General features: G+C 51.8%; 21 protein-coding genes. 15 read left to right on the top strand and 6 right to left on the bottom strand.

The annotated features are described in order from the left end of the window. Positions 1 to 3: 3 nt before the first annotated feature. Positions 4 to 357 carry a hypothetical protein gene (locus ABJM21_RS06810; protein ID WP_348302164.1) on the top strand — a complete coding sequence of 118 codons (354 nt, stop codon included), beginning with the start codon at positions 4 to 6 and terminating at the stop codon, positions 355 to 357. Positions 358 to 419: 62 nt separating this feature from the next. Here ABJM21_RS06810 and ABJM21_RS06805 read toward each other — a convergent pair whose 3' ends face one another. Continuing rightward, on the bottom strand, positions 420 to 830 hold the full coding sequence (locus ABJM21_RS06805) for a hypothetical protein (RefSeq protein WP_348302165.1): 411 nt from the start codon (positions 828 to 830) through the stop codon (positions 420 to 422). Between the two features lie 298 nt (positions 831 to 1,128). Between ABJM21_RS06805 and ABJM21_RS06800 the strand changes: the two genes are divergently transcribed. The 5 genes from ABJM21_RS06800 (at position 1,129) to ABJM21_RS06780 (ending at position 9,531) form a co-directional block, all read left to right on the top strand. Continuing rightward, positions 1,129 to 2,520, top strand: coding sequence for a short-chain fatty acyl-CoA regulator family protein (locus tag ABJM21_RS06800; RefSeq protein WP_348302166.1), 1,392 nt, complete (start codon positions 1,129 to 1,131; stop codon positions 2,518 to 2,520). A gap of 132 nt (positions 2,521 to 2,652) precedes the next feature. Further along, the gene (locus ABJM21_RS06795; RefSeq protein WP_348302167.1) at positions 2,653 to 4,041 is read left to right on the top strand and encodes a TIGR03013 family XrtA/PEP-CTERM system glycosyltransferase; all 1,389 of its coding nucleotides are present in this window, start codon (positions 2,653 to 2,655) and stop codon (positions 4,039 to 4,041) included. A 1-nt stretch (position 4,042) separates the two neighbouring features. Then, positions 4,043 to 6,139 (top strand): XrtA/PEP-CTERM system histidine kinase PrsK, encoded by a 2,097-nt coding sequence (prsK, locus tag ABJM21_RS06790; protein ID WP_348302168.1) that lies wholly within the window; start codon positions 4,043 to 4,045, stop codon positions 6,137 to 6,139. 1 nt (position 6,140) lies between these two features. After that, complete coding sequence (prsR, locus tag ABJM21_RS06785; RefSeq protein WP_348302169.1) at positions 6,141 to 7,523, top strand: PEP-CTERM-box response regulator transcription factor; 1,383 nt, start codon at positions 6,141 to 6,143, stop codon at positions 7,521 to 7,523. Positions 7,524 to 7,527: 4 nt separating this feature from the next. Continuing rightward, the gene (locus tag ABJM21_RS06780; protein ID WP_348302170.1) at positions 7,528 to 9,531 is read left to right on the top strand and encodes a tetratricopeptide repeat protein; all 2,004 of its coding nucleotides are present in this window, start codon (positions 7,528 to 7,530) and stop codon (positions 9,529 to 9,531) included. 7 nt (positions 9,532 to 9,538) lie between these two features. Here the strand turns inward: ABJM21_RS06780 and ABJM21_RS06775 are convergent, their stop codons facing one another. Then, entirely contained in the window at positions 9,539 to 9,883 is a 345-nt protein-coding gene (locus tag ABJM21_RS06775; protein WP_348302171.1) for a GntR family transcriptional regulator, read from the bottom strand. Between the two features lie 80 nt (positions 9,884 to 9,963). Beyond that, positions 9,964 to 10,554, bottom strand: a complete 591-nt coding sequence (locus tag ABJM21_RS06770) for a nitroreductase (protein WP_348302379.1) — start codon at positions 10,552 to 10,554, stop codon at positions 9,964 to 9,966. A 162-nt stretch (positions 10,555 to 10,716) separates the two neighbouring features. Between ABJM21_RS06770 and ABJM21_RS06765 the strand changes: the two genes are divergently transcribed. Genes ABJM21_RS06765 through ABJM21_RS06755 form a run of 3 tightly spaced genes read left to right on the top strand, consistent with a single transcriptional unit; the run spans position 10,717 to position 15,028 of the window. Next, positions 10,717 to 12,303 (top strand): peptide MFS transporter, encoded by a 1,587-nt coding sequence (locus ABJM21_RS06765; RefSeq protein WP_348302172.1) that lies wholly within the window; start codon positions 10,717 to 10,719, stop codon positions 12,301 to 12,303. 29 nt (positions 12,304 to 12,332) lie between these two features. Then, positions 12,333 to 13,736 carry an amidohydrolase gene (locus ABJM21_RS06760; RefSeq protein ID WP_348302173.1) on the top strand — a complete coding sequence of 468 codons (1,404 nt, stop codon included), beginning with the start codon at positions 12,333 to 12,335 and terminating at the stop codon, positions 13,734 to 13,736. After that, positions 13,733 to 15,028 carry an amidohydrolase family protein gene (locus tag ABJM21_RS06755; protein ID WP_348302174.1) on the top strand — a complete coding sequence of 432 codons (1,296 nt, stop codon included), beginning with the start codon at positions 13,733 to 13,735 and terminating at the stop codon, positions 15,026 to 15,028. Before ABJM21_RS06760 ends, ABJM21_RS06755 begins: the two co-directional genes overlap by 4 nt. A 272-nt stretch (positions 15,029 to 15,300) precedes the next feature. On the opposite strand, the gene ABJM21_RS06750 is transcribed toward ABJM21_RS06755, so the two are convergent. After that, on the bottom strand, positions 15,301 to 16,293 hold the full coding sequence (locus ABJM21_RS06750; protein ID WP_348302175.1) for an aldo/keto reductase: 993 nt from the start codon (positions 16,291 to 16,293) through the stop codon (positions 15,301 to 15,303). 13 nt (positions 16,294 to 16,306) lie between these two features. Further along, on the bottom strand, positions 16,307 to 17,683 hold the full coding sequence (locus tag ABJM21_RS06745) for an amino acid carrier protein (protein ID WP_348302176.1): 1,377 nt from the start codon (positions 17,681 to 17,683) through the stop codon (positions 16,307 to 16,309). 116 nt (positions 17,684 to 17,799) lie between these two features. Here ABJM21_RS06745 and glmM point away from each other — a divergent pair, with 116 nt between their 5' ends. The 5 genes from glmM to ABJM21_RS06720 are packed head-to-tail and all read left to right on the top strand — an operon-like array spanning position 17,800 to position 20,871. Beyond that, on the top strand, positions 17,800 to 19,140 hold the full coding sequence (gene glmM, locus ABJM21_RS06740) for a phosphoglucosamine mutase (protein WP_348302178.1): 1,341 nt from the start codon (positions 17,800 to 17,802) through the stop codon (positions 19,138 to 19,140). Further along, positions 19,140 to 19,367 (top strand): DUF1272 domain-containing protein, encoded by a 228-nt coding sequence (locus ABJM21_RS06735; RefSeq protein ID WP_348302180.1) that lies wholly within the window; start codon positions 19,140 to 19,142, stop codon positions 19,365 to 19,367. The genes glmM and ABJM21_RS06735 overlap by 1 nt, the downstream gene beginning before the upstream one ends. 3 nt (positions 19,368 to 19,370) lie before the next feature. Next, entirely contained in the window at positions 19,371 to 19,556 is a 186-nt protein-coding gene (locus ABJM21_RS06730) for a hypothetical protein (RefSeq protein WP_348302181.1), read from the top strand. Continuing rightward, the gene (gene thiD / locus ABJM21_RS06725) at positions 19,553 to 20,305 is read left to right on the top strand and encodes a bifunctional hydroxymethylpyrimidine kinase/phosphomethylpyrimidine kinase (protein ID WP_348302182.1); all 753 of its coding nucleotides are present in this window, start codon (positions 19,553 to 19,555) and stop codon (positions 20,303 to 20,305) included. The genes ABJM21_RS06730 and thiD overlap by 4 nt, the downstream gene beginning before the upstream one ends. Next, a complete protein-coding gene (locus ABJM21_RS06720; protein WP_348302183.1) occupies positions 20,302 to 20,871 on the top strand; it encodes a ribonuclease HII in 570 nt (189 codons plus the stop codon). Before thiD ends, ABJM21_RS06720 begins: the two co-directional genes overlap by 4 nt. Here the strand turns inward: ABJM21_RS06720 and ABJM21_RS06715 are convergent. Further along, positions 20,868 to 21,947 carry an acyl-CoA desaturase gene (locus ABJM21_RS06715; RefSeq protein WP_348302184.1) on the bottom strand — a complete coding sequence of 360 codons (1,080 nt, stop codon included), beginning with the start codon at positions 21,945 to 21,947 and terminating at the stop codon, positions 20,868 to 20,870. The genes ABJM21_RS06720 and ABJM21_RS06715 overlap by 4 nt on opposite strands. A gap of 366 nt (positions 21,948 to 22,313) precedes the next feature. On the opposite strand from ABJM21_RS06715, the gene ABJM21_RS06710 reads away from it, so the two are divergent. Beyond that, the gene (locus ABJM21_RS06710; RefSeq protein ID WP_348302185.1) at positions 22,314 to 23,462 is read left to right on the top strand and encodes a DNA methyltransferase; all 1,149 of its coding nucleotides are present in this window, start codon (positions 22,314 to 22,316) and stop codon (positions 23,460 to 23,462) included. Positions 23,463 to 23,466 lie beyond the last annotated feature (4 nt).

Genomic DNA, 23,466 nt, shown 5'->3' with positions numbered 1-23,466 from the left:
AACATGATTGGATTTGCGGGTGCTATGTTGATTGCCAATGCCTCTCCGGCGGAGAGGATCGAGGAGGTTGACGCATCCTATTTTGAGGGGCGCTGGGCCTTTGCGGAAGAGGCCTGCAATCTACCTACCAACTGGACACTGCTGGCTGGCGGAAATTTTGTTTCGGAAGATCTGACCGGAATTTGGCAATGGGATGCGGGGCAGCTTACATTTAACCTGACCGATTTTGCTGTCGATGAAGAAACCGGAGAGGCAGGTGGTCGTTTCCAGATGGAGGGACCTGTTTCCATATCCGGGCAAGATCAATTTACACTGAAGATTGAACCCGATGATTATATCATGAAGAGATGCGAATAGCTCAACTGTTTGCCAAAGTGACGCTTAACGGAATTGTTCTTTGGTTCAGTGAAGGATCATGACTACCTCTTTTGTCTTCCACCGGGAGGTGTAAGATCGATAGGGTTGCCTTTGCTACCAGGCCTACCGGATTTCGAAGCTCCAGAATTGGCAGTTACACCTGCATAAGAGCGCTTTCTAGAAGTTCCGGTGACTTCCCCAGCTGTGGACTGGTATTCACGTTCCTTTTCATCCGTATTCCCTGAATCTGATTCATCATCATCAGAGTAAGTTACGGGTTGTCCAAAAACAAACGGCTCTTCCTCATCGTCGCTGTCGGCATACCAAGAGTCTGCTGAAGCGGACTGATTACTGGGTTTGGGATCGGATGCTTTTTGAACAACGGGCTGGCTTGACTTGTCGTCGTCTACAGGAGCGATGAAATAAATCAGCACACCTGTGGAAACTACAAAAAGAACGGCTTGTTTGATCATTTGGAATATCCAATCGCAATGAATTAACGGGGATTTCTAGCGACTGTGGATTAAGATATGCTTACTTATAGCGCTTTTGGATCACACAAAAAATCCGTCGGAGCGGCAAGGCTCCGACGGATAGATTTTCCTCCCCAGGAAACTGTTTGTGAATCGACCTAAATTCGGATCAGATTTACATCTTGCTACCTATTAACGGACGTTAGAGCCAAGGAAATTTACAAAAATTTGTGTAAATATAGGCAGATTTTCGATTTTTCGTTGTAAATTTGTAAATTAATTTACATAGCCATAAATCATGGCAGATAGGAAATTTTTTGCGGGAGCATCGATCAAGCGTTTAAGACGCGGGGCTGGAATGACCCAGGTCGCATTAGCGGATGCCCTGGATATTTCGGCCAGCTACCTCAATCTGATCGAACGAAACCAGCGCCCTCTGAGTGCTCGATTGATGCTTTTACTTGCGGATCGATTTGATTTTGATCCGCGTCAGTTGGTTACTGATGAACCCGGTGGCGGATTGGATGGAATAAGCAGGCGTCTTGCGGACCCAATGTTTGATGACCTGTCAATTGATCGATCTGAACTGGACGATTGGTTAGCAATGGCACCAAACACGGTAGAAGCCTTTGTCAGGCTTTTCGATAATCGATCGCGGAACCAAGGCGCTGGTGATCAGGAAACGGTGGATTCCACTCAGCTTGTGCGGAAGGAAGTGGAGCGATGGCGGAACCATTTCGCAGATCTTGATGCAATGGCGGAAACTCTGGCAGATGAGCTGCGTTTGGGTGCTGGGGATCTTTATGGCGCAATCACCGAACGACTGCGGGTAAAACATCAACTCGCTGTCAGAATCCTTCCAGAGACGGTGATGCCAGATTTGTTGAGGCGCCTGGACTTGCACGCACGGCAGTTGCAGTTGTCGGAAATGCTGGATCCTGCCTCTCGTACCTTCCAGGCTGCAATTTTGCTCGCTGAGATAGAGGCTCGGTCGGAGATTGATGCGTTAATTTCGGGTGTTGATGTTCAAGATAACGCGGCAAAACGTCTCTATCACCGACATCTATCGAGCTATTTTGCAGCCGCTTTGATCATGCCTTATGCTCGCTTTCTAAAGGCATGCGAACAAACAGGTTATCAATTGCCGCTATTGCAAAGGCGCTTTGGTGCCAGTTTTGAGCAAGTTGCGCATCGTTTGACTACATTACAGCGCGTGGGCGCGCGTGGCTTGCCATTTTTCATGATAAGAATTGATCGGTCAGGCTTGGTCTCAAAACGCTTTGCTGGAGCCAGCAATGCATCGCTGGCTGAAAGCCTGCATCGCTGCCCATTGTGGTACGTCCATAGAGCGTTTGAACGACCATTGGAGGTACAGTCTCAATTGGTCGCATTGGAAGACGGATCAACTTGGTTTACTTTATCTCGCGCTGTCCAAGGCGTTGGCTCGGGAGCTGGCGGCTTTGCTGCAGAATTTGCAATCGGTCTGGGAATTTCTGCAGAGCTTGCATCGCCCTTGTTCGATGCCCGAGGTGTCGATCTATCTTCCGAAAATGCTGATCTCATTGGCCTAGGATGCCCAGCCTGTACACGGCCCCAATGTTCACAGCGATCAGCACCGCCTAAAAACAGGACATTGCAATTTGATGGACGAGAGATGGGACTAGCGCCCTACAGTTTTGTGGCGGACTAGCGTTTATCTGTCGGAAAATTGAACAATTTTTATGAAATCGTGGCGTTTTTCCTGAAATAAGTTGTAAAATTAACCGACAGCTTACTAATTTTGATTATCGCGAGCGGGCATAAACGAAAGTCTGCGCACTCGATGATTAGGTTGTTTAAACATTATATTCCATATCCGCTCCTTTTTCTGGGGCTTTTGGATCTATGTTTGCTTGTTTTTGCGGCAGAAATCAGCTGGATTTTTCGCGCTAGCCAAATCGGGATGGCCGCTGGTTCGATTTTTGATCGCCCCGCGCCGATTCTCAGTTTCGCACTCGCGTTGGAAGTCGCGCTGGTTGCTGTTGGTGTTTACGGAACGGAAGCTCTTCAATCGTTGAGATTTGCTGGCGCGCGGATATTGGTCGCCATCTCTCTCGGCGTCATTTTCTTGTCGATCATGGCTTTCATACTGCCTGGCATAACGCTTTGGCGATCCAACTCCTTATATGCGATGCTTCTTTCGATCTTCCTGCTGATGGCGGTGCGGATCATTTTGGGCAAGATATTGGACAGTAACGTTTTCAAGCGTCGACTGCTTATTCTTGGCGCTGGTCCTCGTGCAGAACGTATCGCCCAACTTTCGCGCAAGCCGGAAAGCGGTTTCATTGTCAGCGGCTTTGTAGATATGAACGAAGGTCCTGCGATAGTGGGCACTGCGGTCAAGCGGTCTGATATTTCGAATTTACCGCAGCATGTGATTGACTTGGAGGTCAGCGAAGTTGTTCTAGCGCTTGAAGAGCGTCGCAATTCCTTACCTGTTGCAGATCTATTGATTGTCAAAACGACCGGTGTCCACGTGAATGACATGTCGAGTTTTCTCGAGCGGGAAACAGGACGGGTAGATCTCGACAGCGTGAATCCCAGCTGGTTTATTTTTTCAGATGGCTTCTCGTCAGGACGGCGAATTTCGACAGCCTTTAAGCGGGGCTTTGATGTTTTTCTAAGTCTACTGCTGTTGCTATTCACAGGACCTATCATCCTGATTTTTGCAACTTTGATAATGTTGGAGAGCAGAGGCGGAGCCTTTTTCAAGCAGGAAAGGGTCGGGCTTTATGGACAAAAGTTCAACATCCTCAAATTGCGTTCAATGCGCGCAGATGCTGAAATCGCTGGCCAAGCTGTTTGGGCAAGCGAAAATGATCCGCGCATTACCAAGGTTGGAAATTTTATTCGCAAAGTCCGCATTGACGAACTGCCTCAAGCATGGAGTGTTTTGAAGGGCGAAATGAGCTTTGTTGGACCCCGTCCAGAGCGTCCACAATTTGTCGATAATCTGCAAACTAAAATGCCATATTATACGGAACGTCATATGGTGAAGCCGGGCATTACAGGTTGGGCGCAAATCAACTATCCCTATGGAGCTTCCATTGAAGATAGCCGCCATAAGTTAGAATATGATCTTTATTACGCGAAAAATTATACGCCGTTTCTCGACATATTGATCTTGCTGCAAACCATTCGGGTTGTCCTTTGGCCCGAGGGGGCACGCTGAGATGTTCGCAATGTTGACTGAGATCAGTATTTTTGGGCATGGTTTGGCGGCTGCACTATTTGCGGCGCTGACTATCTGGCAATTTCAACGCAACACGGATCGTAACAATACGCAAAGAACGCTTGTTGTGGCCCTTGCCTTAACAAGCTTCTGGGCTTTGAGCGTGGCAGTTGAAGGGGCATTCTCGCCAATCTCGAATTTCACCGAGTCTCTTAGAAATATGGGATGGCTGCTGTTCATGTTTGTCCTGTTGCGGAATGGTGAAGGGCGTGACGAACCAACTGCGGTAAAGGCTATCTACGTAGCATTGGCGCTGGTCTTGGTTAGCCAGATAGTGGTGGATTCCCTTATTCCGGTTTTTGTCGGCAGCCCCCGGCTCGTGAGCATGGCAGCCTACACAGCCCTGGTTCTGCGCATGCTATTTGCGGTTGGTGCTCTTGTGTTGGTACATAATCTCTATTCCATATCGGCCCGGGAAACGCGGTGGGGGCTCAGGCTCCCCATGGCATCTTTAGCGGCGATTTGGACTTATGACCTGAACCTCTTCACGATCACCTATTTAACGCAGCAATTCTCGGTGGAGCTTACTGCAATGCGCGGACCGGCAATGGCCTGTATCGCACCGATTTTGGCACTGGCCTCTATTCGCAATACCGAGTGGACGATCAAGCTATCCCGAAGCGTAGCGTTTCGATCTTTGTCGCTAGTGGCGATTGGCGGCTATCTTTTGATGATGGTCATTATCGCAGCGGCGCTTCAAATTATTGGCGGTGACTATGCCCGATTGGCTCAGATCAGCTTTTTGTTCGGAACGTCAGTCGCGGCTTTGGTGTTGCTGCCATCGGGGAAATTCCGTGCCTGGTTTAAAGTCAAAATGGCAAAAAACTTTTTCCAGCATCGTTATGATTATCGCGCTGAGTGGATAAGATTTACGGATACAATTGGGCGGCCGGGAAGCAACAGCGCGCCCTTTCATGAGCGGGTTGTAAAGGCGATCGCTGATATTACCGATTCTCCGGCAGGGATATTGCTTATGCCGGATGATTCCGGTCGTCTAACGCTGCAATCGCGGTGGAACTGGCAGACCATCCATGTGCCAGCGCGCGCTTGCACCTCGCGAACGGTGCCTTTCTTTGAGGAAACCGGGCATATTATCGAATTTGATGCTTTGCGTGCAGACGAAGTCGAAGAAATCGACCCTGGCGCAATTCCCGAATGGATGACCAATGACCCACAGACATGGGCAGCAGTTCCACTGGTGCATTTCGATCGGCTTGCCGGGATTGTTTTACTGGCGCGGCCCCGTGTGAACCGAACATTGGATTGGGAAGACCTGGATATGCTGCGCGTAGTGGGCCGGCAGGTGGCAAGCTATCTGTCAGAGGCGCGGAGCCAAGAATCCCTCTCAGAGGCGCAGCGCTTTGAAGAGTTTAATCGGCGGATGGCTTTCATCATGCACGATATCAAGAATCTCGTCAGCCAGCTAAGCCTGCTTGCGCGCAACGCAAAACGGCATGCCGATAATCCTGAATTTCAGACCGACATGATTGCAACCTTGCAGGATTCGGCAGATAAAATGAACGGTCTGTTGGAGCGCTTGTCCCAGCATAACAAGGCTAAGCCTGAAGAGCCCAAGCCTGTTAAAGTGGCAGCATTGCTTCAGTCCATCATTGAGAAGAAGCGGTTGCTGCACGCCATTGAAAGTACTCAGATTGAAGATCTGACCGCTATGGCAGATCCGGCGCGCGTGGATCAGATATTGGGGCATCTCATACAGAACGCGATTGATGCAAGCCCCGAAGGTCAGCCCATAATCCTGAACGCTCGCCGCCGCGACTTGAGTGTCGCCATTGAAGTATTGGATCGCGGGCAGGGCATGTCGAGCGAGTTTATTCGCAGCCAGCTCTTCAAGCCCTTTGCGTCGAGTAAGGACGGCGGTTTTGGAATTGGCGCATTTGAAGCGCGTTCATTGGCGATCGCAATGGGCGGGCGTTTGGAAGTTGAAAGTAAAGAGGGATCGGGCAGTCGCTTCACGTTGATATTGCCGCTTGCGAGCAAGCTGTCCGATGATGAACTAGCAGATGAAAGGGCCGCATAGCATGGCTGACAAGGGTAACAAACCGCTGGAAAAGCTGTTGATTGTCGAAGATGATCCGGGGCTGCAGAAGCAGTTAAAGTGGGCCTATGAAGACTTTGAGGTCATAATTGCCGGCGACCGAGAGACGGCGATTGATATGCTTCGTTCTGAGGAACCTGACGTGGTGACACTGGATCTGGGACTGCCGCCGGACCCCGATGGCACGACCGAAGGCTTCGCGACCATGGACGCCATATTGAGCCTGAAGCCTGACACGAAAATCATTGTCGCTTCCGGCCATGGTGAAAAAGATAGCGCATTACGTGCCATTGCCAGTGGAGCGTGGGATTTTTACCAGAAACCCGTTGATATTGACGAATTGGGTCTCATTGTTCGCCGTGCCTTTCACGTTCGCAAGCTGGAAGTGGAAAACTCAGCGCTTTCTGTGAAGCAGGATGGTAATCATCAGGTGCTCGGACAAATTATTACCGGCGCCCCTGAAATGCTTAAAGTCGCGCAGATGATTGAGCGGGTCGCCAATACCAATGCCTCTGTCATGCTGCTGGGAGCAAGTGGAACGGGCAAGGAGTTGCTGGCCAGAGGATTACATGATTCCAGTGACCGGAGAGAACAAGCTTTTGTTGCCATAAACTGTGCTGCTATCCCTGAAAATCTGCTGGAATCAGAGTTATTTGGTCATGAAAAAGGGGCCTTTACGGGCGCAATCAAGACGACCGAGGGCAAGATCGAGCAAGCCAATGGTGGAACATTGTTCCTCGATGAAGTGGGCGATATTCCGCTTCCGCTTCAGGTTAAATTACTTCGCTTCATTCAAGAGCGCGTTATTGAACGTATTGGCGGCCGAAAAGCAATTGCAGTGGACACCCGGATCGTTTGCGCCACGCATCAGAATCTTGACAAGATGATTGCGGATAACAGCTTTCGGGAAGATCTATATTATAGGCTTGCCGAGATTGTTATCAAAATACCGGCGCTGTCAGAGCGGTCTGGTGATGCCAGTCTATTGGCGCGTCATTTCCAGAAGAAATTTGCCGAAGAGATTAATCCTGCCGTTAAAGGCATCGCACCCGACGCGCTGGCCGCGCTGGAGGCTTGGAAATGGCCTGGAAATGTCAGGGAACTGGAAAACCGCATCAAGCGGGCTGTAATTATGGCCGACGGCAAGTTGATTGCCGCACAGGATTTGGATTTGGAAATCAGTGAGAATGATCCAGTCGACTTGTTAAACCTGAAGGCGGCAAGAGAGTCGGCAGATAGGGCCGCAATCATCCGCGCTATATCGCAAACGGATGGTAACATCTCCAATGCCGCCAAGCTCTTGGGTATCAGTCGGCCTACTCTGTATGATCTGTTGAAACAGTATAATTTGCAGCAGGCTAGCTAGGGTCATGCTGCCGCGGTTTTGGAATGTGCATAGGCACAAACTAAGGCTTTTGGCCTCTGCGGCGCTGCTGGCCGTTTCATTTGCTGGTCTATCGTCGGCAATTCAGGCCGCTAGCGAGCCGAACGAAACAGCACGGGAAGCCTTTGAAAAGGCGCAGGCATATCAATCCAGTGGCGATATCAGGTCAGCTCGCATCGAATTGTTAAACGCGATCAAGGCTGATCCGCAATGGATTGATGCGCGGGTATTACAGGCTGAAATTTTGTTGAAGCTGTTCGACGGCATTGGTGCGCAGGCGGAATTGGAGCGAGCGTTCGACTTAGGGCTCGATCCAACCCAAGTCCGTCATCTCTATGGTCATGCTTTTCAGCTTCAAGAGAATTGGAGCAAAGCCAAAGAACAGCTGTTTGCAGGTGATATACCAATCCAAAATCAAGCCTATGCAGCCCGGATAACCGGCCGATTGGCTTTGCAAACTGGCGATGATGCTTTGGCTACTCGGGCGTTCGATCATGCTATTGCATTGGACCCAAAGGATTCAGATCTTTGGGTTGATATTGCCCGCTTTCGGGCTGGTTCCGGGAATCAGGCCGGGGCGATTGCAGCGATTGATGAGGCAGTTGCGCTTGAACCCAATAACATTCGAGCGATCCAATATCGTGGAGAGCTTTTGCGGTTTCAATTCGGCCTTGGGGCAGCATTGCCATGGTTCGAGCGGGGATTGCAAATCGATCCCAATGATGTGTCATTGCTGACGGAATATGCCGCGACCTTAGGTGATATGGGGCGGATGACAGATATGTTGACCGTCGCACGAAAAATTATCTCGCTAGATGGTCGCAACGCGCGCGCTTTTTTCATGCAGTCGGTTTTGGCTGCACGGGCCGGCAAATATGATCTGGCGCGCATATTGATGCAGAAAACAGAGGGTGAACTTGATGATGTCCCGGCAGTTTTGCTGGTGCAAGCTATCATCGAGCATGGTCAAGCCAACTATAATGCCGCGATCGATAAATTTACGCGATTGGTCTCGATTCAACCCAATAATCGGCACGCGCAAAATTTGCTCGCTCGGTCATTATACCTCGCTGGCAATGCAAATGATGCGGTCCAAGCGCTAAACCAACAGGTCAATCGCAGCGGTGCAGATCCCTATGCGCTTTGGTTGACCGGCCGTGCCTTGGAGGCATTGGGCGACAGAGGTCGGGCGACTGGATTGCTTAATCGCGCTGCTCGCCATGAAGTCGGCCCGAAAACTGCTTTTGCGCCAAATGTTTCGATAGCCATTCTGCAGGCTGAGGCCAATCGGGCGCCCCGCAACGCCCGCGTGGTAATACCTTATATTCGCGCTCTGTATGACCGAGGAGATTTTGGCGAGGCTTTAGCAAGGGCCAAGCAACTGCAAGCCAGCAATCCCGGAGCCAGTGATGCACATATCTTGGTCGCCGACACGGCGATGGCCAGCAGAGATTATGATGAAGTTTTGGCAGCACTAGAAAAAGCTCGGGAAATTCATTTTTCTGAACCGGTTATGCTCCGTATGGTTGATGTACTTCGAGCACAGGGTGCAATGCAGCGGTCGGGAGAGATACTCGCACAATATTTAAGCTATAATCCTAACAATGTCGCCGGTTTGCGATGGATGGCCTATGAACATCTGGAAACTGAAAATTGGGAGGTCGCGAGGCGCATATTGGAAAGTCTCCGCCAGCGGATTGGTGATAATGATGCCCTGATCATGGCTGGATTGGCGCAAGCCTATACTGGATTGGGGCAGACGGAAAAGGCTATTAATGCTGGGCGTATTGCCTATCGCGTTCAGCCATCAAGTCCGGTTGTTAGCCATTTATATGGCCTTGCTCTTCTCGCCGATGGAGCTCGAAGCAAGGATGCCAAAGACTTGATCGAAAAAGCAGTGACAATTGTACCGGAAAACGCAAATTATCGTCGCAGCCTTGCGAAAGCAATTGCTGCCCTTGATCAAGATCGGACGTCGGGAAAGTCCTGAAGCCAGTTCAGGCGTTATTTTCGAGCAGCTCATCCAGCTTGATGTTCAGCCGCTTCATCTGGCGCTCTACCGGAGGCCAGACATTCTTGATGAAGTCGGCACGCTGCGCATCACGCAATTTGGTTTTTGCTCCGGCAGCTACAAACATGCCCACGCCGCGTTTTACCGTGACCAAGCCATCTTCCTGAAAGCCTTGATATGCTTTTGCCACCGTTAAAGGGTTGGCGCCTTGTTCCACCGCAAAGGCGCGGACAGAGGGTAGCATATCGCCTTCACTATATTCGCCATCAAGGATTGATTCGGAGATAATATCCCGCAATTTCAAATAAACTGGTTTGCTAGTAACATTCATACTGCTTCACTGCCATAATACAGCGATGCAGGCAAGTGATAAGTCTCATTTTTCTGCCATTTAATATCTTATGAAACCAACTAGCTTGATTGCTCGCTTTTCCATTTGGAAAGGATGGTCGTAAGTTCGGGGCGCGGACGCTCAGTAAGTTCGTCATCTGCCGTGCCTGCAAAAATGAAACCAGCAATGCGTTCAGGAGCCTTTCCAAACAAATTGCGGACATCGTCATTATAAGAGGGCCAACCCGTAATCCAGCCGCCGACAAAGCCGCGGGCATGGATCGCATGAATGATGTTCATACAAAATGCACCGCAACTAAGCTCTTGTTCCCAGAGCGGGATCTTGGTCGAGGATACAGGGGCGGAAAGTATGACGAGCAAAGCTGGTGCTTGGTTTGCCATCAACTGCAAGGCTTCCAGTTCCAAGCGTCCCGCATCGGGTTTCTCTACTTGATAGGCCTTGGTGAGTTCGGCTGCCAACATTTCACGCTGATGGCTATCCACCTGAATGACGCGCCAAGGAGCCAGCTTGCCATGGTCTGGTGTCCGAAGGGCGGTTGCAACAATATCTTCGATTTGTTGATCGTTGGGCCCCGGGTCGATCATATTGCGTGGTCGACCGGAACGGCGGGAGGGCAGGTAGCTGTTTAGGCTGGAAAGGTCATTGAACATCATTGTCATCTCGGGTTGGAGAAGTGCGATTGCAAGCCGCTTTTTGTTCACAAACTGGTCACAAGCGCAACAATATACTTCACACGCGACATTTTTTGACTAGGGTGCGGTTCAACTGAGCTGCGATAGACAGCTCGCACAACTATAAGGGAGGCCGATGTAATGGCTAGTGGGTATCAAGAATCTGGAGATGCAAGAGGTACCTTCCTCGGCCATCCCAAAGGGCTGTTTGTCCTATTTTTCGCCGAGATGTGGGAGCGTTTCTCCTACTACGGCATGCGGGCTTTGCTCATCTTCTATCTTGTCCAGCACTGGATGTTCTCTGACAGTGAAGCATCGGTAATCTATGGCGCATATACAGCCCTTGTTTATATCACTCCCGTTGTTGGTGGCTATCTTGCCGACCGATATTTGGGGCAACGTAAGGCGGTTGCCTTTGGAGCCTTGCTGCTGACCTTTGGCCATTTTCTGATGGCTTTTGAAGGAAGTGGAGGTCAAGACGACGCCGCACTCAATATTTTCTGGCTTGCATTGGCGTTTATCATTGTTGGCTCAGGCTTCCTGAAAGCGAATATCTCCGTGATCGTGGGGCAGCTTTATAGCCGCACTGATATCCGCCGGGATCCTGCTTATACCATATTCTATATGGGCATTAATCTTGGCGCTGCTCTAGGTGCCATTATCGCCGGTTGGCTGGGACAGACATATGGTTGGTCCTATGGTTTTGGAGCTGCTGGTATTGGCATGTTGCTTGGCCTGATCGTGTTTGTCTGGGGCAAACCGTTGTTGGTTGGTCGTGGCGAGTCTTCTGTTCCGGAGCGTCTTGAGAGCAAAGTGGGCGGGATTAAATTTGAATGGGTTCTCTATATATTGAGTTTTGCGACCGTCGGTTTGATCTGGTTCTTGATCCAATACCAGGCACTCGTGGGTTCGTTGCTTGGTATCGCGGGTGTGATTTTGGTGGCTTACGTGCTTTTTACAGCTGTAGTAAAATTAGCACCAGAAGATCGTGATCGCATTTTTGCTGCCATGTTCCTGATCTTTGGTTCCATCTTATTCTGGGCGCTTTTCGAGCAAGCAGGGTCTTCGCTCAATCTGTTTACGGACCGCAGTGTTGACAGAAATCTCTTCGGTATCGACGTGCCTGCATCGGTATTCCAGTCGATCAATGCAATCTACATTGTGCTTTTGGCGCCGGTCTTCGCAATTCTCTGGACGGCACTTGGACGACGCGGTCTGGAACCCTCCGCCCCAGCTAAATTCGGTCTGGGACTGATCCAGCTTGGTGCGGGCTTTCTGGTTCTGGTTGCGGGTGCTTTGGCAGCAGGAACCGGCAATCTCACGCCAGTTATTTTCATCTTCCTGATCTATCTGCTGCATACAACCGGAGAGCTTTGCCTTTCACCGGTCGGACTAAGCGCAATGAACCGGTTGGCACCGGCTCATATGGCTAGTCTGATAATGGGTACTTGGTTCTTTGCCTCAGCCACTGGCAACTTCGCGGCTGGCTTGATCGCTTCTGCTGTCGGTGCCGAAGGTGCAGGGCCTGATCGTGTGCTGGAAGTTTATTCCACAGTCGGTTGGGTTGCTGTTGGTGTTGGCGTTGGCGTGATTGTTATTTCGCCGCTCATTAAGAAGCTTATGCACCTTGATACATTGGCTGACGATACGATTGATGATGACCTAGAAGGTCAGCGCGAAATCGGTGAACCTGGTGCTGCCGGTATTCATCCGACGACGAAATCTTGAATGGATCAATTATAGCTTAGAGGTTGATTATGGAATGGAAGGGTTTGCTGGCAGTAGTTGCTGCCGGGGCGCTGGTTACGGGTTGTGCAGCCACGGCTGCTGAGACGGAAACAGCCAGTGCGTCGTCGGCGAGCAGTTCGAGCGAGAGTTCGGCCAAAATAGCTTTTCCTTCCACTTACAAAGCTTATGCGTCTGATAATATCGTCATCACAGGAGCGACGATATTTGACGGCGAGGGGCAGCGGATCGACAATGGTGTGATCTTCATGTCTGCTGGCAAGATTGTATCGGTCGGTGGACCGGAAACTGTGATACCCACAGACAGCACCATCATTGACGCCACTGGCAAATATGTGACGCCCGGTATTATCGATATCCATAGCCATTTGGGTGACTATCCTACGCCCAGTGTCGCTGCACATAGCGATGGCAATGAAGCGACCTCGCCGGTCACTCCAGAGGTTTGGGCAGAGCATAGTGTCTGGCCCCAAGATCCCGGTTTCTCTCGCGCTTTAGCCAATGGCGGGATCACTTCCCTGCAAATCCTTCCAGGGTCTGCCAATCTGTTTGGCGGCCGCGCGGTGACGCTTAAAAATGTCCCGGCCCGAACCGTACAGGCGATGAAGTTTCCCGGTGCGCCTTACGGCATGAAAATGGCCTGCGGCGAGAACCCGAAGCGGGTTTATGGCGGACGGAACCGGAAGCCTTCGACACGGATGGGTAGCCTGTCCCTGACGCGCCAGACCTGGATCAAGGCGCAGGATTATCGGAAGAAGCAACGCGGCGCGAAGCCGCCTAAGCGCGATCTGGCGATGGAAACGCTGACGGGTGTTCTGGACGGCGACATATTGGTGCATAATCATTGCTACCGCGCCGACGAACTCAATCAGATTATCGATATGTCCAAGGAATTCGGCTATAAAGTGACCGCATTTCACCATGCTGTTGAAAGCTATAAAATCGCCGATATTCTTGCAAAAGAGGAAATTTGTTCGGCGATCTGGGCGGACTGGTGGGGCTTTAAGATGGAAGCCTATGATGCGATCCCGGAAAATGCCGCCTTGTTGCAGCAAGCCGGGGCATGCGTTGTGATCCATTCCGATGATGAGAATCAGATCCAACGACTTAATCAGGAAGCCTCCAAGGCGCTGGCCGATGGCCGAGCCATGGGAATTGAGATTAGCGATGCGCAAGCCATTCAATGGATCACCTATAATCCTGCTAAAGCTATGGGCATTGCTGATAAGACAGGAAGTTTGAAGCCCGGCAAGATGGCTGATGTGGTCCTGTGGAATGACAACCCGCTCAGCGTCTATGCCCGTCCAGAGAAAGTCTGGATTGACGGCGCGATGCTATACGATGCGAATGATCCGGCCCGCAGACCGGTCAGTGACTTTGAGCTCGGCCAGCCGGGTGAGGGAGATGTGAAATGAAGCATTTAGCAACAATTCTCGTTTCGTCTCTCGCTCTCATGGCTTCTCCCGCCGCGGCCGAGACCGTCGCCATTACTGGTGGTAAGGTCGTTATTGGCGACGGCAGCGCGCCGATGGATGCTGGAACGGTGGTTATTAGTAATGGCCGTGTGGTCGCCGCTGGCACTAACGTAACTGTCCCAGCCAATGCACGCCGCATTGATGCGTCGGGCAAATGGGTGACACCTGGTATTTTCGCAGGTTTTAGTCGCATCGGTCTCGTTGAAGTGGGGGCCGTTCGCTCAACCAATGATACGCGCGCGGCTGACTCGGTTTTCTCGGCCGCACTTGACGTCCAATATGCGGTCAATCCATTTGCGGCCCCGGTGGCGGTAAATCGCGCGGCTGGCGTTACCCGTGCGGTCGTATCTCCCGGTACCTCCAATTCCATTTTTGGTGGCTATGGTGCGATTGTCGACTTGGGCAATGATAATGATCCGATCACTAAAGCGCGCGCTTTCCAATTTGTCGAACTGGGCGAAACCGGCCACAGCAGGGCAGGGGGAAGCCGTGCCGCGGCCCATATTTTGTTCCGGGCGATGTTGAATGAGGCACGCACCTATGCACGCAATCCGTCGCTATTTGATAGCGATCTGATGAAAGCGTCTGATGCCAAGGCCTTGCTGCCTGTGATCAATGGCAACATCCGGCTGCTGGTTCATGTTGAAAGCGCCAATGATATTTTGAAAGTTCTCGACCTGCGCAAAGACTTCCCATCGCTGAAGCTGGTGCTGGTCGGGGCCAATGAAGGGTGGCGTGTCGCCAATGAGATTGCGGCGGCGAAAGTACCGGTGCTCGCCTCTGCTCTCAGTGACTTGCCTTACAGTTTTGAAGACTTGTCGGCGACGCAATCCAATATTGGCCGTATGAAACGGGCCGGTGTTAACGTGGCCATCGGTATGATCAACGACCGTGATGCGCATCAGTTGCGCTATTCCATGCAATATGCTGGCAATCTGGTAGCGCTAAACAAGGTGCCGCGCGCAACCGGCCTAAGTTGGGACGAGGCATTTGCTGCGATAAGCTCTAAACCTGCGGAGATTATGGGCATGGGTTCGCAGCTCGGGTCGCTTAAGGCTGGCCGTAAAGGCGATGTGGTGATCTGGACGGGCGATCCGCTGGAGCTTTCGACACAGGTGGAAAGCGTTTTTATCGATGGAGTAGAGCAATCGCTTTCCAATCGTCAGGAACGTTTGCGGGAACGCTATCGTAATCCGACACCGGGCGCGTTGCCCAAGGCTTATGATCGGTAGAAGGGTTTTGTTTGAAGCTAATGGTTGACGCTGTCGCTTCTGTTTAAAGTTCACACGGTTCACAGGGTGTTTTCGCGGCTTCGCGCGAATAAACCGCAACACTCAAATGATCTCGAAAAAAGCAATGAGTGTTCCAAAGTTCACACAAATCACACGCGAGCCCGCATAAAATGCGTTCGCTCATTAGTCCGATAGATTATTCAAAATTTAGAAAGAACCGCGAGAAAAATATCACGGTTCCTCTCATGTAGGAAAGACGTTTCTCGACCGATTTAAAGCCGAACCATAGCCATCATCGCCTCGCCATAACGCGGACCAGACGTTCCACCAACCGGCGCTGCTTTTTCCAGCTCGTCAAGATCCGTATCGGTCAATGTGACGTCCACCGCCGCCATGCTGTCCTCCAGCGTCGCACGGCGTTTGGAACCCGGTATCGGGACAATGAAGTCACCCTGCGCCAACAGCCATGCCAGCGCGATTTGCGCAGGCGAGCAACCATGACGGCTTGCTACCTGTTTGACGACATCGACCATCTTGAGATTCTGGTCGAAATTCTCTTCCGAATAACGCGGGTCACGCAGGCGATAATCATCCGGATCCAAATCATCCCGGCTCGTAATCTGTCCGGTCAGGAAGCCGCGGCCCAAGGGGCTATAAGGCACAAAGCCAATGTTCAAATCCTGACAAAGTGGCAGGATTTCCTCCTCAATGCTGCGCTCCCATAGGGAATATTCCGATTGCAGCGCAGCGATTGGATGAACCGCATGGGCGCGCTTGATCGTGTCGGCTCCGGCTTCTGAAAGGCCGAGGTAGCGAACCTTGCCCTCTTCCACTAGCCGCGCCATCGCACCGACAGTATCTTCAATCGGCACATCGGGATCAACCCGGTGTTGGTAGAACAGGTCGATTACATCAATGCCCAATCGCTGAAGCGACGCATCACAGGCGCGGCGGACATTTTCGGGGGATGAATCGGTTCCAATCTTAGCCGGGTTTGTTAGGTCAAAACCAAATTTGGTGGTGATGATCAGGCGGTCGCGGCGCCCCTTGATTGCTTGGCCGAGCAGTTCTTCATTCTTATAGGGTCCGTAGACTTCGGCGGTGTCAAAGAACGTCACACCGAGTTCGATCGCGCGGTCCAGGGTTGCCAGGCTTTCGGTCATATCAGCCTGCCCATACATGCCGCTGCCAATGCCGAACATCGGCATACAGCCAAGGCCCAGGGCCGATACTTCGAGTTCCTTGCCGAGTTTGCGATACTTCATGGAATGGGTTCCTCTAACGCGTTTTCTGTTTGTCCAGATAGCCGAAAATCTCTCGTCTAATCTCCGGCGCGAAAATATAGAGCGCGATGATATTGGGGATGGCCATCAGGAAAAAGGCACTGTCGACCAGCTTAATGACTTGCCCCAATTCCAGCATCGCACCGATCGGCAGACATATAACATAGACAAACTTGTAAGACCAAATCGCCGCTTTGCTGTGTCCGAACAGATAGCACCAAGCTTGCTGGCCGTAAAAGCCCCAAGCGCAGAGCGTGGAAAACCCGAACAGAAAAACCGCGACTGCGAGCAGGTAGGGGAACCAGTCGGCGACCGTGGCGAAAGCGGCGGACGTGATTTCGATGCCTTCAACATCACCAACATAGGTGCCCGCAACAACCATCGCAATGGCGCCAAGGGAGCAGATCACCACCGTATCGATAAACGGTTCGAGCAGAGCGACGAGACCTTCGGATGCGGGTTCATCCGTGCGTGCCTGGGTATGGGCGATGACCGCAGAACCAATCCCAGCCTCGGATGAATAGACGGCCCGGCGCATACCGACGACAAAAGCACCAATGGCTCCGCCAGCGGCCGCTTCTCCGGTAAAGGCATCGGAAATAATCAAGCCAATGGCTGCGGGAACTTGGTCAAAATTGATCGCGAGTATGGCGAATACACCGCCGAGATAGACGAGGCCCATGGCCGGGACGACAGACGCGGTGACACGCGCAAGCCAACCCACGCCATTGATAACAACCAGCCCAACCAGAGCCGCCATGATGATCCCGTAGATCAGTGGTTCGGTGAAACCGGTGACATGGGCAACCTGTGCATAGCTCTGGTTGACCTGGATCAGGGGGATAGCTCCGAACAGCGCCAGAAACGCATAGATGCCGCCAATGATCAGGCCAACTTTGGCAAAACCTTTGGCCGCAAGCCCGTTTTTAAGCGTGTACATCGGTCCGCCGCGAACATCGCCATTGGGCTGAACCTCGCGATATTTGAGGCCGAGCGTCACTTCTGCACATTTCAGGGTCATCGCAACCCAGCCGATGATGAACATCCAGAAGGCCGCACCGGGACCGCCGGTGGATAGCGCGATCGCGACGCCAGCAATATTCCCAAGACCCACTGTGCCCGACAAGGCCGTTGTCAGCGCAGCAAAGGGTGACATGTTACCCGGTTGGTCAGGGCTGGTGAATTTGCCCCGCAGTGCCCGGAAACCCGCACCCATTCCGCGCAGATTGATGAAACCCAGATAGGCGGTAAAAAATACCATTGGGATCGCCAGCCAGAGCACGACCAGCTCAATATCAATGCCAAATATATGCGTTTTGTAGAAAACCAAGTCCGACAAACGGTCAATCAGGCCATTAAGAATATCGATCATTTTACGCGTGTGCCCCTGTTTCGGCTTTATACCATAGGGGGCAGACGCTAAGGCTTAACAAACCGCAATGCCAACCCTAATTTGGCGTACGCAGAAATTGGAGAACAAGTCGCGCTATGACGAAGAAATTTTTTGGGACGGACGGCATACGCGGACTGACCAACCAGCGCCCGATGACCGCCGAAATCGCGATGAAGGTCGGGCAGGCTGCGGGTCGGCATTTTCTGCGCGGGGAACATCGTCATCGGGTCGTAATCGGCAAAGATACGCGGCTTTCCGGCTATATGATGGAAAACGCTCTGGTCGCGGGCTTTACCAGTGTCGGTATGGATGTTGTGCAGGTTGGTCCGATGCCAACACCAGCGGTTGCGCTGCTAACACGGTCAATGCGGGCGGATCTCGGTGTTATGATTTCGGCCAGCCACAATCCCTATTATGACAATGGCATCAAATTATTCGGTCCCGATGGTTTCAAATTGTCTGATGAGGATGAATTGAAAATTGAAGGCTATCTGTCCGAAGATGCCAAATTGGCGCCGGCAGAGGATATTGGCCGGGCCAAACGTTTCGAGGATGCACGCGGGCGTTATATTCATGCGATCAAGATGTCGCTCCCCGATCATATCCGGCTCGACGGTCTAAAGATGGTGGTGGATTGCGCCAATGGTGCTGCCTATCAGGTGGCGCCATCGGCTTTCTGGGAATTGGGCGCGGAAGTCATCACCATTGGTGTTGATCCCGATGGTAAGAATATCAATCACAAATGCGGTTCCACCGATGTCGCGGCCCTACAGGAAAGCGTTGTGGCCAGCGGCGCGCATATCGGCATTGCGCTCGATGGTGATGCTGATCGCCTCATCGTTGTGGATGAGAAGGGTCAGATTGTTGATGGCGATCAGCTAATGGCCCTGATCGGTTCCAGCTGGAGCCGCAATGGCTTGCTTCGCGGCAATGGCATTGTTGCGACGGTGATGTCTAATTTGGGACTGGAACGCTTTCTGGCGTCCGAGAAATTGGATTTGGTGCGTTCCAAAGTGGGTGACCGCTACGTGCTCGAAGAGATGAAAAAGGGTGGTTACAATGTAGGCGGAGAACAATCCGGCCATATGATCCTGCTTGATCATGGAACAACTGGAGACGGTACCATCGCCGCCCTGCAGGTTTTGCGCGAATTGGTCGAAAGTGGAAAGCCTGCGAGCGAGCTTTTACATTTGTTCGATCCGGTCCCGCAATTGCTCAAAAATGTCCGTTATTCCAGCGGAGCTCCGTTGGATGACGAGAGCGTGAAGTCGGTCATTGCCGAAGCAGAGAAAGAATTGAACGGCACGGGCAGGCTCGTCATTCGCGCCTCAGGTACAGAACCACTGATCCGTGTGATGGCAGAAGGAGACAATAGCGATCAGGTCAATCAAGTTGTCGACCGCATCTGCGATGTGGTCGCAGAGGTTGCGTCCTGATGCTTGATATGCGCCCTGATTGTGAAAGCTGCGGCAAGGATTTGCCTGCTGAGGAAAATGGCGCGCATATCTGTTCGTTCGAATGTACCTTTTGCGATGACTGCAATAGGATGACGCATAAGGGAACATGCCCCAATTGCGGTGGTATCCTGCTTCCAAGGCCAACGCGGTCATTGGAATTGTTGAAGAAATTTCCCGCCTCAACTGAGCGGAAATATAAGGGATGACGGGTGTTTAGCGTGATATTTTTGGCGATCATCATCATGGTACTCTTCATCCCGATCGCGGTAGGGTTAGCCTTGTTCATCATCGTGCCAGACTGGTTTCAGAAAAACCGGACAGCGGTGATCATTGGTATCGGAATAGCCGATTTCCTCCTATTTGCCGCAGTCGTCTTGCTGCTATTCGCCGTATGAAGACAGGTTGCCCGCGCGTCCTGTCCATTGCTGGATCTGACAGCGGCGGCGGGGCAGGGATACAGGCCGATATTCGGACGATCACCAATCTCGGTGGTCACGCGATGACCGCGATAACTGCCGTGACTGCGCAAAATAGCGCGGGCGTTACCGCAGTTGAACTGATGACGCCCGATATGGTGCTGGCGCAAATCTGGGCGGTGATGGATGATTTTGATGCTGATGTGATTAAAATCGGGATGCTGGGATCGCCGGAAATTGCTCTGGCGGTTGCTGGTTTCTTGAAATCACTGCGCAATAAACCGGTGATCTTTGACCCAGTCATGGTGGCAACCAGTGGCGCTACACTGGCCGATGATCGCACGATCGCGGCATTTGAGAAGATCATTCCGCTGAGCAGCCTTGTCACGCCCAATCTTGACGAAATGGAGCGTCTCGGCGGGGAGGAAGCCATCTCCCGTTATGAGGTGCCGTTTCTGGTCAAAGGCGGCCATGGGGAGGATGAGACTTTGATTGATAGGCTGATCGGCGCCGATGGCGAGATCGAGAGCTGGGAAGGCAGCCGGATTGATACGCGTCATAGCCATGGAACCGGCTGCACCTTGTCCTCAGCCATCGCGACCTATCTGGCGCATGGAGATGAGCCAATCGCCGCGATTGGCAAAGCGCGCGATTATGTCAGAGCAAGTCTCGAGGCGGCACCGGGCTTTGGCACTGGACATGGCCCAATGGGCGTGCCCAAGATATGACGGCGAAATATATAGCCGGTGTTGATGAAGCGGGCAGGGGACCTCTTGCTGGACCGGTGGTTGCAGCAGCTGTGATTTTGCCGGATGGACATGATATCAAAGGGCTGGATGATAGTAAGAAGCTGACCGCGAAAAAGCGCGCCGTTCTTGAAGCTAAAATATTAGAAAAAACGATATATTACATATCATTATGTGATGAATCTGAGATTGATTCTATCAATATATTGCAAGCGACTATGCTGGCTATGACGCGTGCTGCTGACGGCTTGTCACAAAAGCCCGATCACATATTGGTCGACGGCAACCGCTTACCGAAATGGGACCATGATGCGGAGGCCGTAATCGGTGGCGATGCCATCCATCCCTGCATTTCAGCAGCCTCGATACTCGCCAAGGAACATCGTGACAGGATGATGATTGCGGCTGCGGAGCAATATCCCGAATATGGCTGGGAGCGGAACAAGGGTTATGGCACAGCGGAGCATATGGCGGCACTCAGGGAATATGGGCCTACGCCTTTGCACCGCAAAAGCTTTGCGCCTGTCGCTCAGTTTTCCTTGCTTTAAGCGGGCTGTTTGACCGCAGTCTTGGCCTTTTCTTGAACCCACTCGCCATTTTCATCCTTGGTATAGCGCGGTGCCCATTTGACATTCCACACCAGTCCCATTTTCTCCCACAGGCGAATGATGTTGGCGCACAGGTCAAATTCCCACCACACCACGCCGGAGGTGGCAGAGCGGGGATGCTGATGGTGGTTATTATGCCAGCCATCACCCATGGTCAGGATGTTGACGAGCAGGTTATTCTTGGCCGTGCCATGACCATGAAAGCGTTGTGATCCAAATAGATGGCAGATGCTGTTCACGCTCTGCAAGACGGTGAGCACCGCGAAAATCCGCAACAATCCGGCAATCAAGATCGTCCCGATAATCGCCTCTGGACCAGCAAAGGCCAAGGCCCAGAGTGTAGGGAAAACAATCGCTGAGACAAAATACCAGAACCAGCGCGTCCGATGCGCGAACATGACGATTTCGTCATCGACCAGACCTTTGCCATATATGCTGAGATCGGTTGTCGTCCGGTCAAACAGCCAGCCGACATGGCTATGATGGAATTTCATGAAGCCTTTTAGCGGTTTGCCATAGCCGTCAAAATGTGGGCTATGCGCATCGCCGACCTTGTCGGTCATCGCATGATGGCGGCGGTGATTGGCTGCCCAGTGCAGGGCAGAACCCTGCGCTGCAGATTGGGTCAATATCGCGATAAATATCCCCATCGGCTTGGATGTCTCAAAGGCGCGATGCGAGAAATAGCGGTGATAGCCCACAATACAGCCAACCATGGAAAGGAAATAGCCGACCAGAAAGGCGGACCATTCCACCCAGCCGGAACCATAGGCAAACATCCAATAGATGGCTGCGATAGAACCACCGATTTTGGTGGTGGAGAGAATGGCATGTTCCCGCAGCTTTGCGCGGGCCGCCTTGCCGCCATATTTTGCGCCAAAAGGCACGGTCACCGCGTCCTTTTCGGCCTGTAACAGCCCTTGTTCGCTGTCATTGGTTTTTGCTTTGAAGAGATCATTCTGGGAAGCTGGTTTTACAGTATCGCCCGTGTTTTTTGATTTGGTATCAACAGTCATTATGCGCCCCCGCATGATCAAATATAGGCATCAGTTCAAATAATGGGTCGATATAACCATATTTTGCGGAACCCGGCAAACAAGTTAACCACTGCGAAACCAAAATTTTCGGTTAGTCTTTGTGAAATACGATGATTTTATTTTTTTCACATTTGAGTTCGAGAGCGAGTCCTTTGGGACACACCACTAGGGATTGAGTCCGTGATACAGGCCAAGACTCCATATCTGGTGGCGGACTCGTTTCGTTCTCTTTTTCAATCTCTCGTTAACCATAAAGATACGGCTTTAACCTAGGTTAACGGCCTTGACCGATGGCTGCTGAGGACTCACCCTGAGCGCAACTTCAGTCAAAAAGGCGAAATATTCATGGGTATCATTGAGCGTATCGACACGCCCAAAACAAAAGCAAAGGCAAAGACGAGCAAGGCAAAAAAGCCAGCAGTCGACCTGCCGCTCAATCAGATTCTGAAGATGGATTGTGTGGAGGCGATGAAGTCTTTGCCGGATGAATCGGTTGATATGGTATTTGCTGATCCACCGTATAATCTGCAGCTGGGCGGTGATCTTTATCGGCCCGAGGGCGGGCAAGTGGATGCCGTTGATGACGCCTGGGACCAGTTTGATAGTTTTGCGATCTATGACGCCTTTACAAAGGCTTGGCTGAAAGAAGCACGGCGCATATTGAAGCCCAATGGTTCATTGTGGGTGATTGGCAGCTACCATAATATCTTCCGCGTTGGCGCTTCTCTGCAGGACTTGGGCTATTGGATCCTCAACGATATAATCTGGCGGAAGGCCAATCCGATGCCCAATTTCAAGGGCACGCGCTTTACCAACGCGCATGAAACGCTGATCTGGGCGTCGAAAAGCGAAAAAGCCAAATATACTTTCAACTATCGCGCGATGAAGAATCTCAATGACGAGCTGCAAATGCGCAGTGACTGGGTGATGCCGATTTGCGGCGGGCAGGAACGACTGAAACGCAATGGCGTGAAGGCCCATCCGACCCAGAAGCCAGAAGCTTTGCTGTACCGTGTGATGCTGGCAACGACCAATAAGGGCGATGTCGTGCTCGATCCGTTTTTTGGCACCGGAACCACTGGCGCGGTGGCAAAACGGTTGGGTCGCAACTGGATTGGCTGCGAAAAAGAAGATAACTATTGCGACGTAGCGGAAGAACGCATTGAAGCGGCGCTGCCACTGGATGAAAGTGAACTGAAAACCATGCAATCGCCTAAGGCCAAACCGCGGGTGGCTTTTGGCACATTGGTTGAAACCGGTTATCTGAAGCCAGGTACGGAATTGTGCAGCAAGAACCGCAAGTTCAAAGCGAAAGTACGGGCCGATGGTTCGCTGCTGTGGAACGGGCATGAAGGCTCTATCCATAAAATCGGTGCAACAGTGCAGGATGCGCCCAGCTGTAACGGCTGGACCTATTGGTATTATGACGATGGCAAAGAGTTGCGGCAGGTGGACAATCTGCGGCAAACCTATTTGCTGGCAACGGAGCCATAGGATC

The organism is Parasphingorhabdus sp. (genome assembly GCF_039977335.1).
Classification (GTDB): domain Bacteria; phylum Pseudomonadota; class Alphaproteobacteria; order Sphingomonadales; family Sphingomonadaceae; genus Parasphingorhabdus.
The sequence above is the reverse complement of the archived record's forward strand: the minus strand, read 5'-3'. Positions and strand labels throughout refer to the sequence as shown.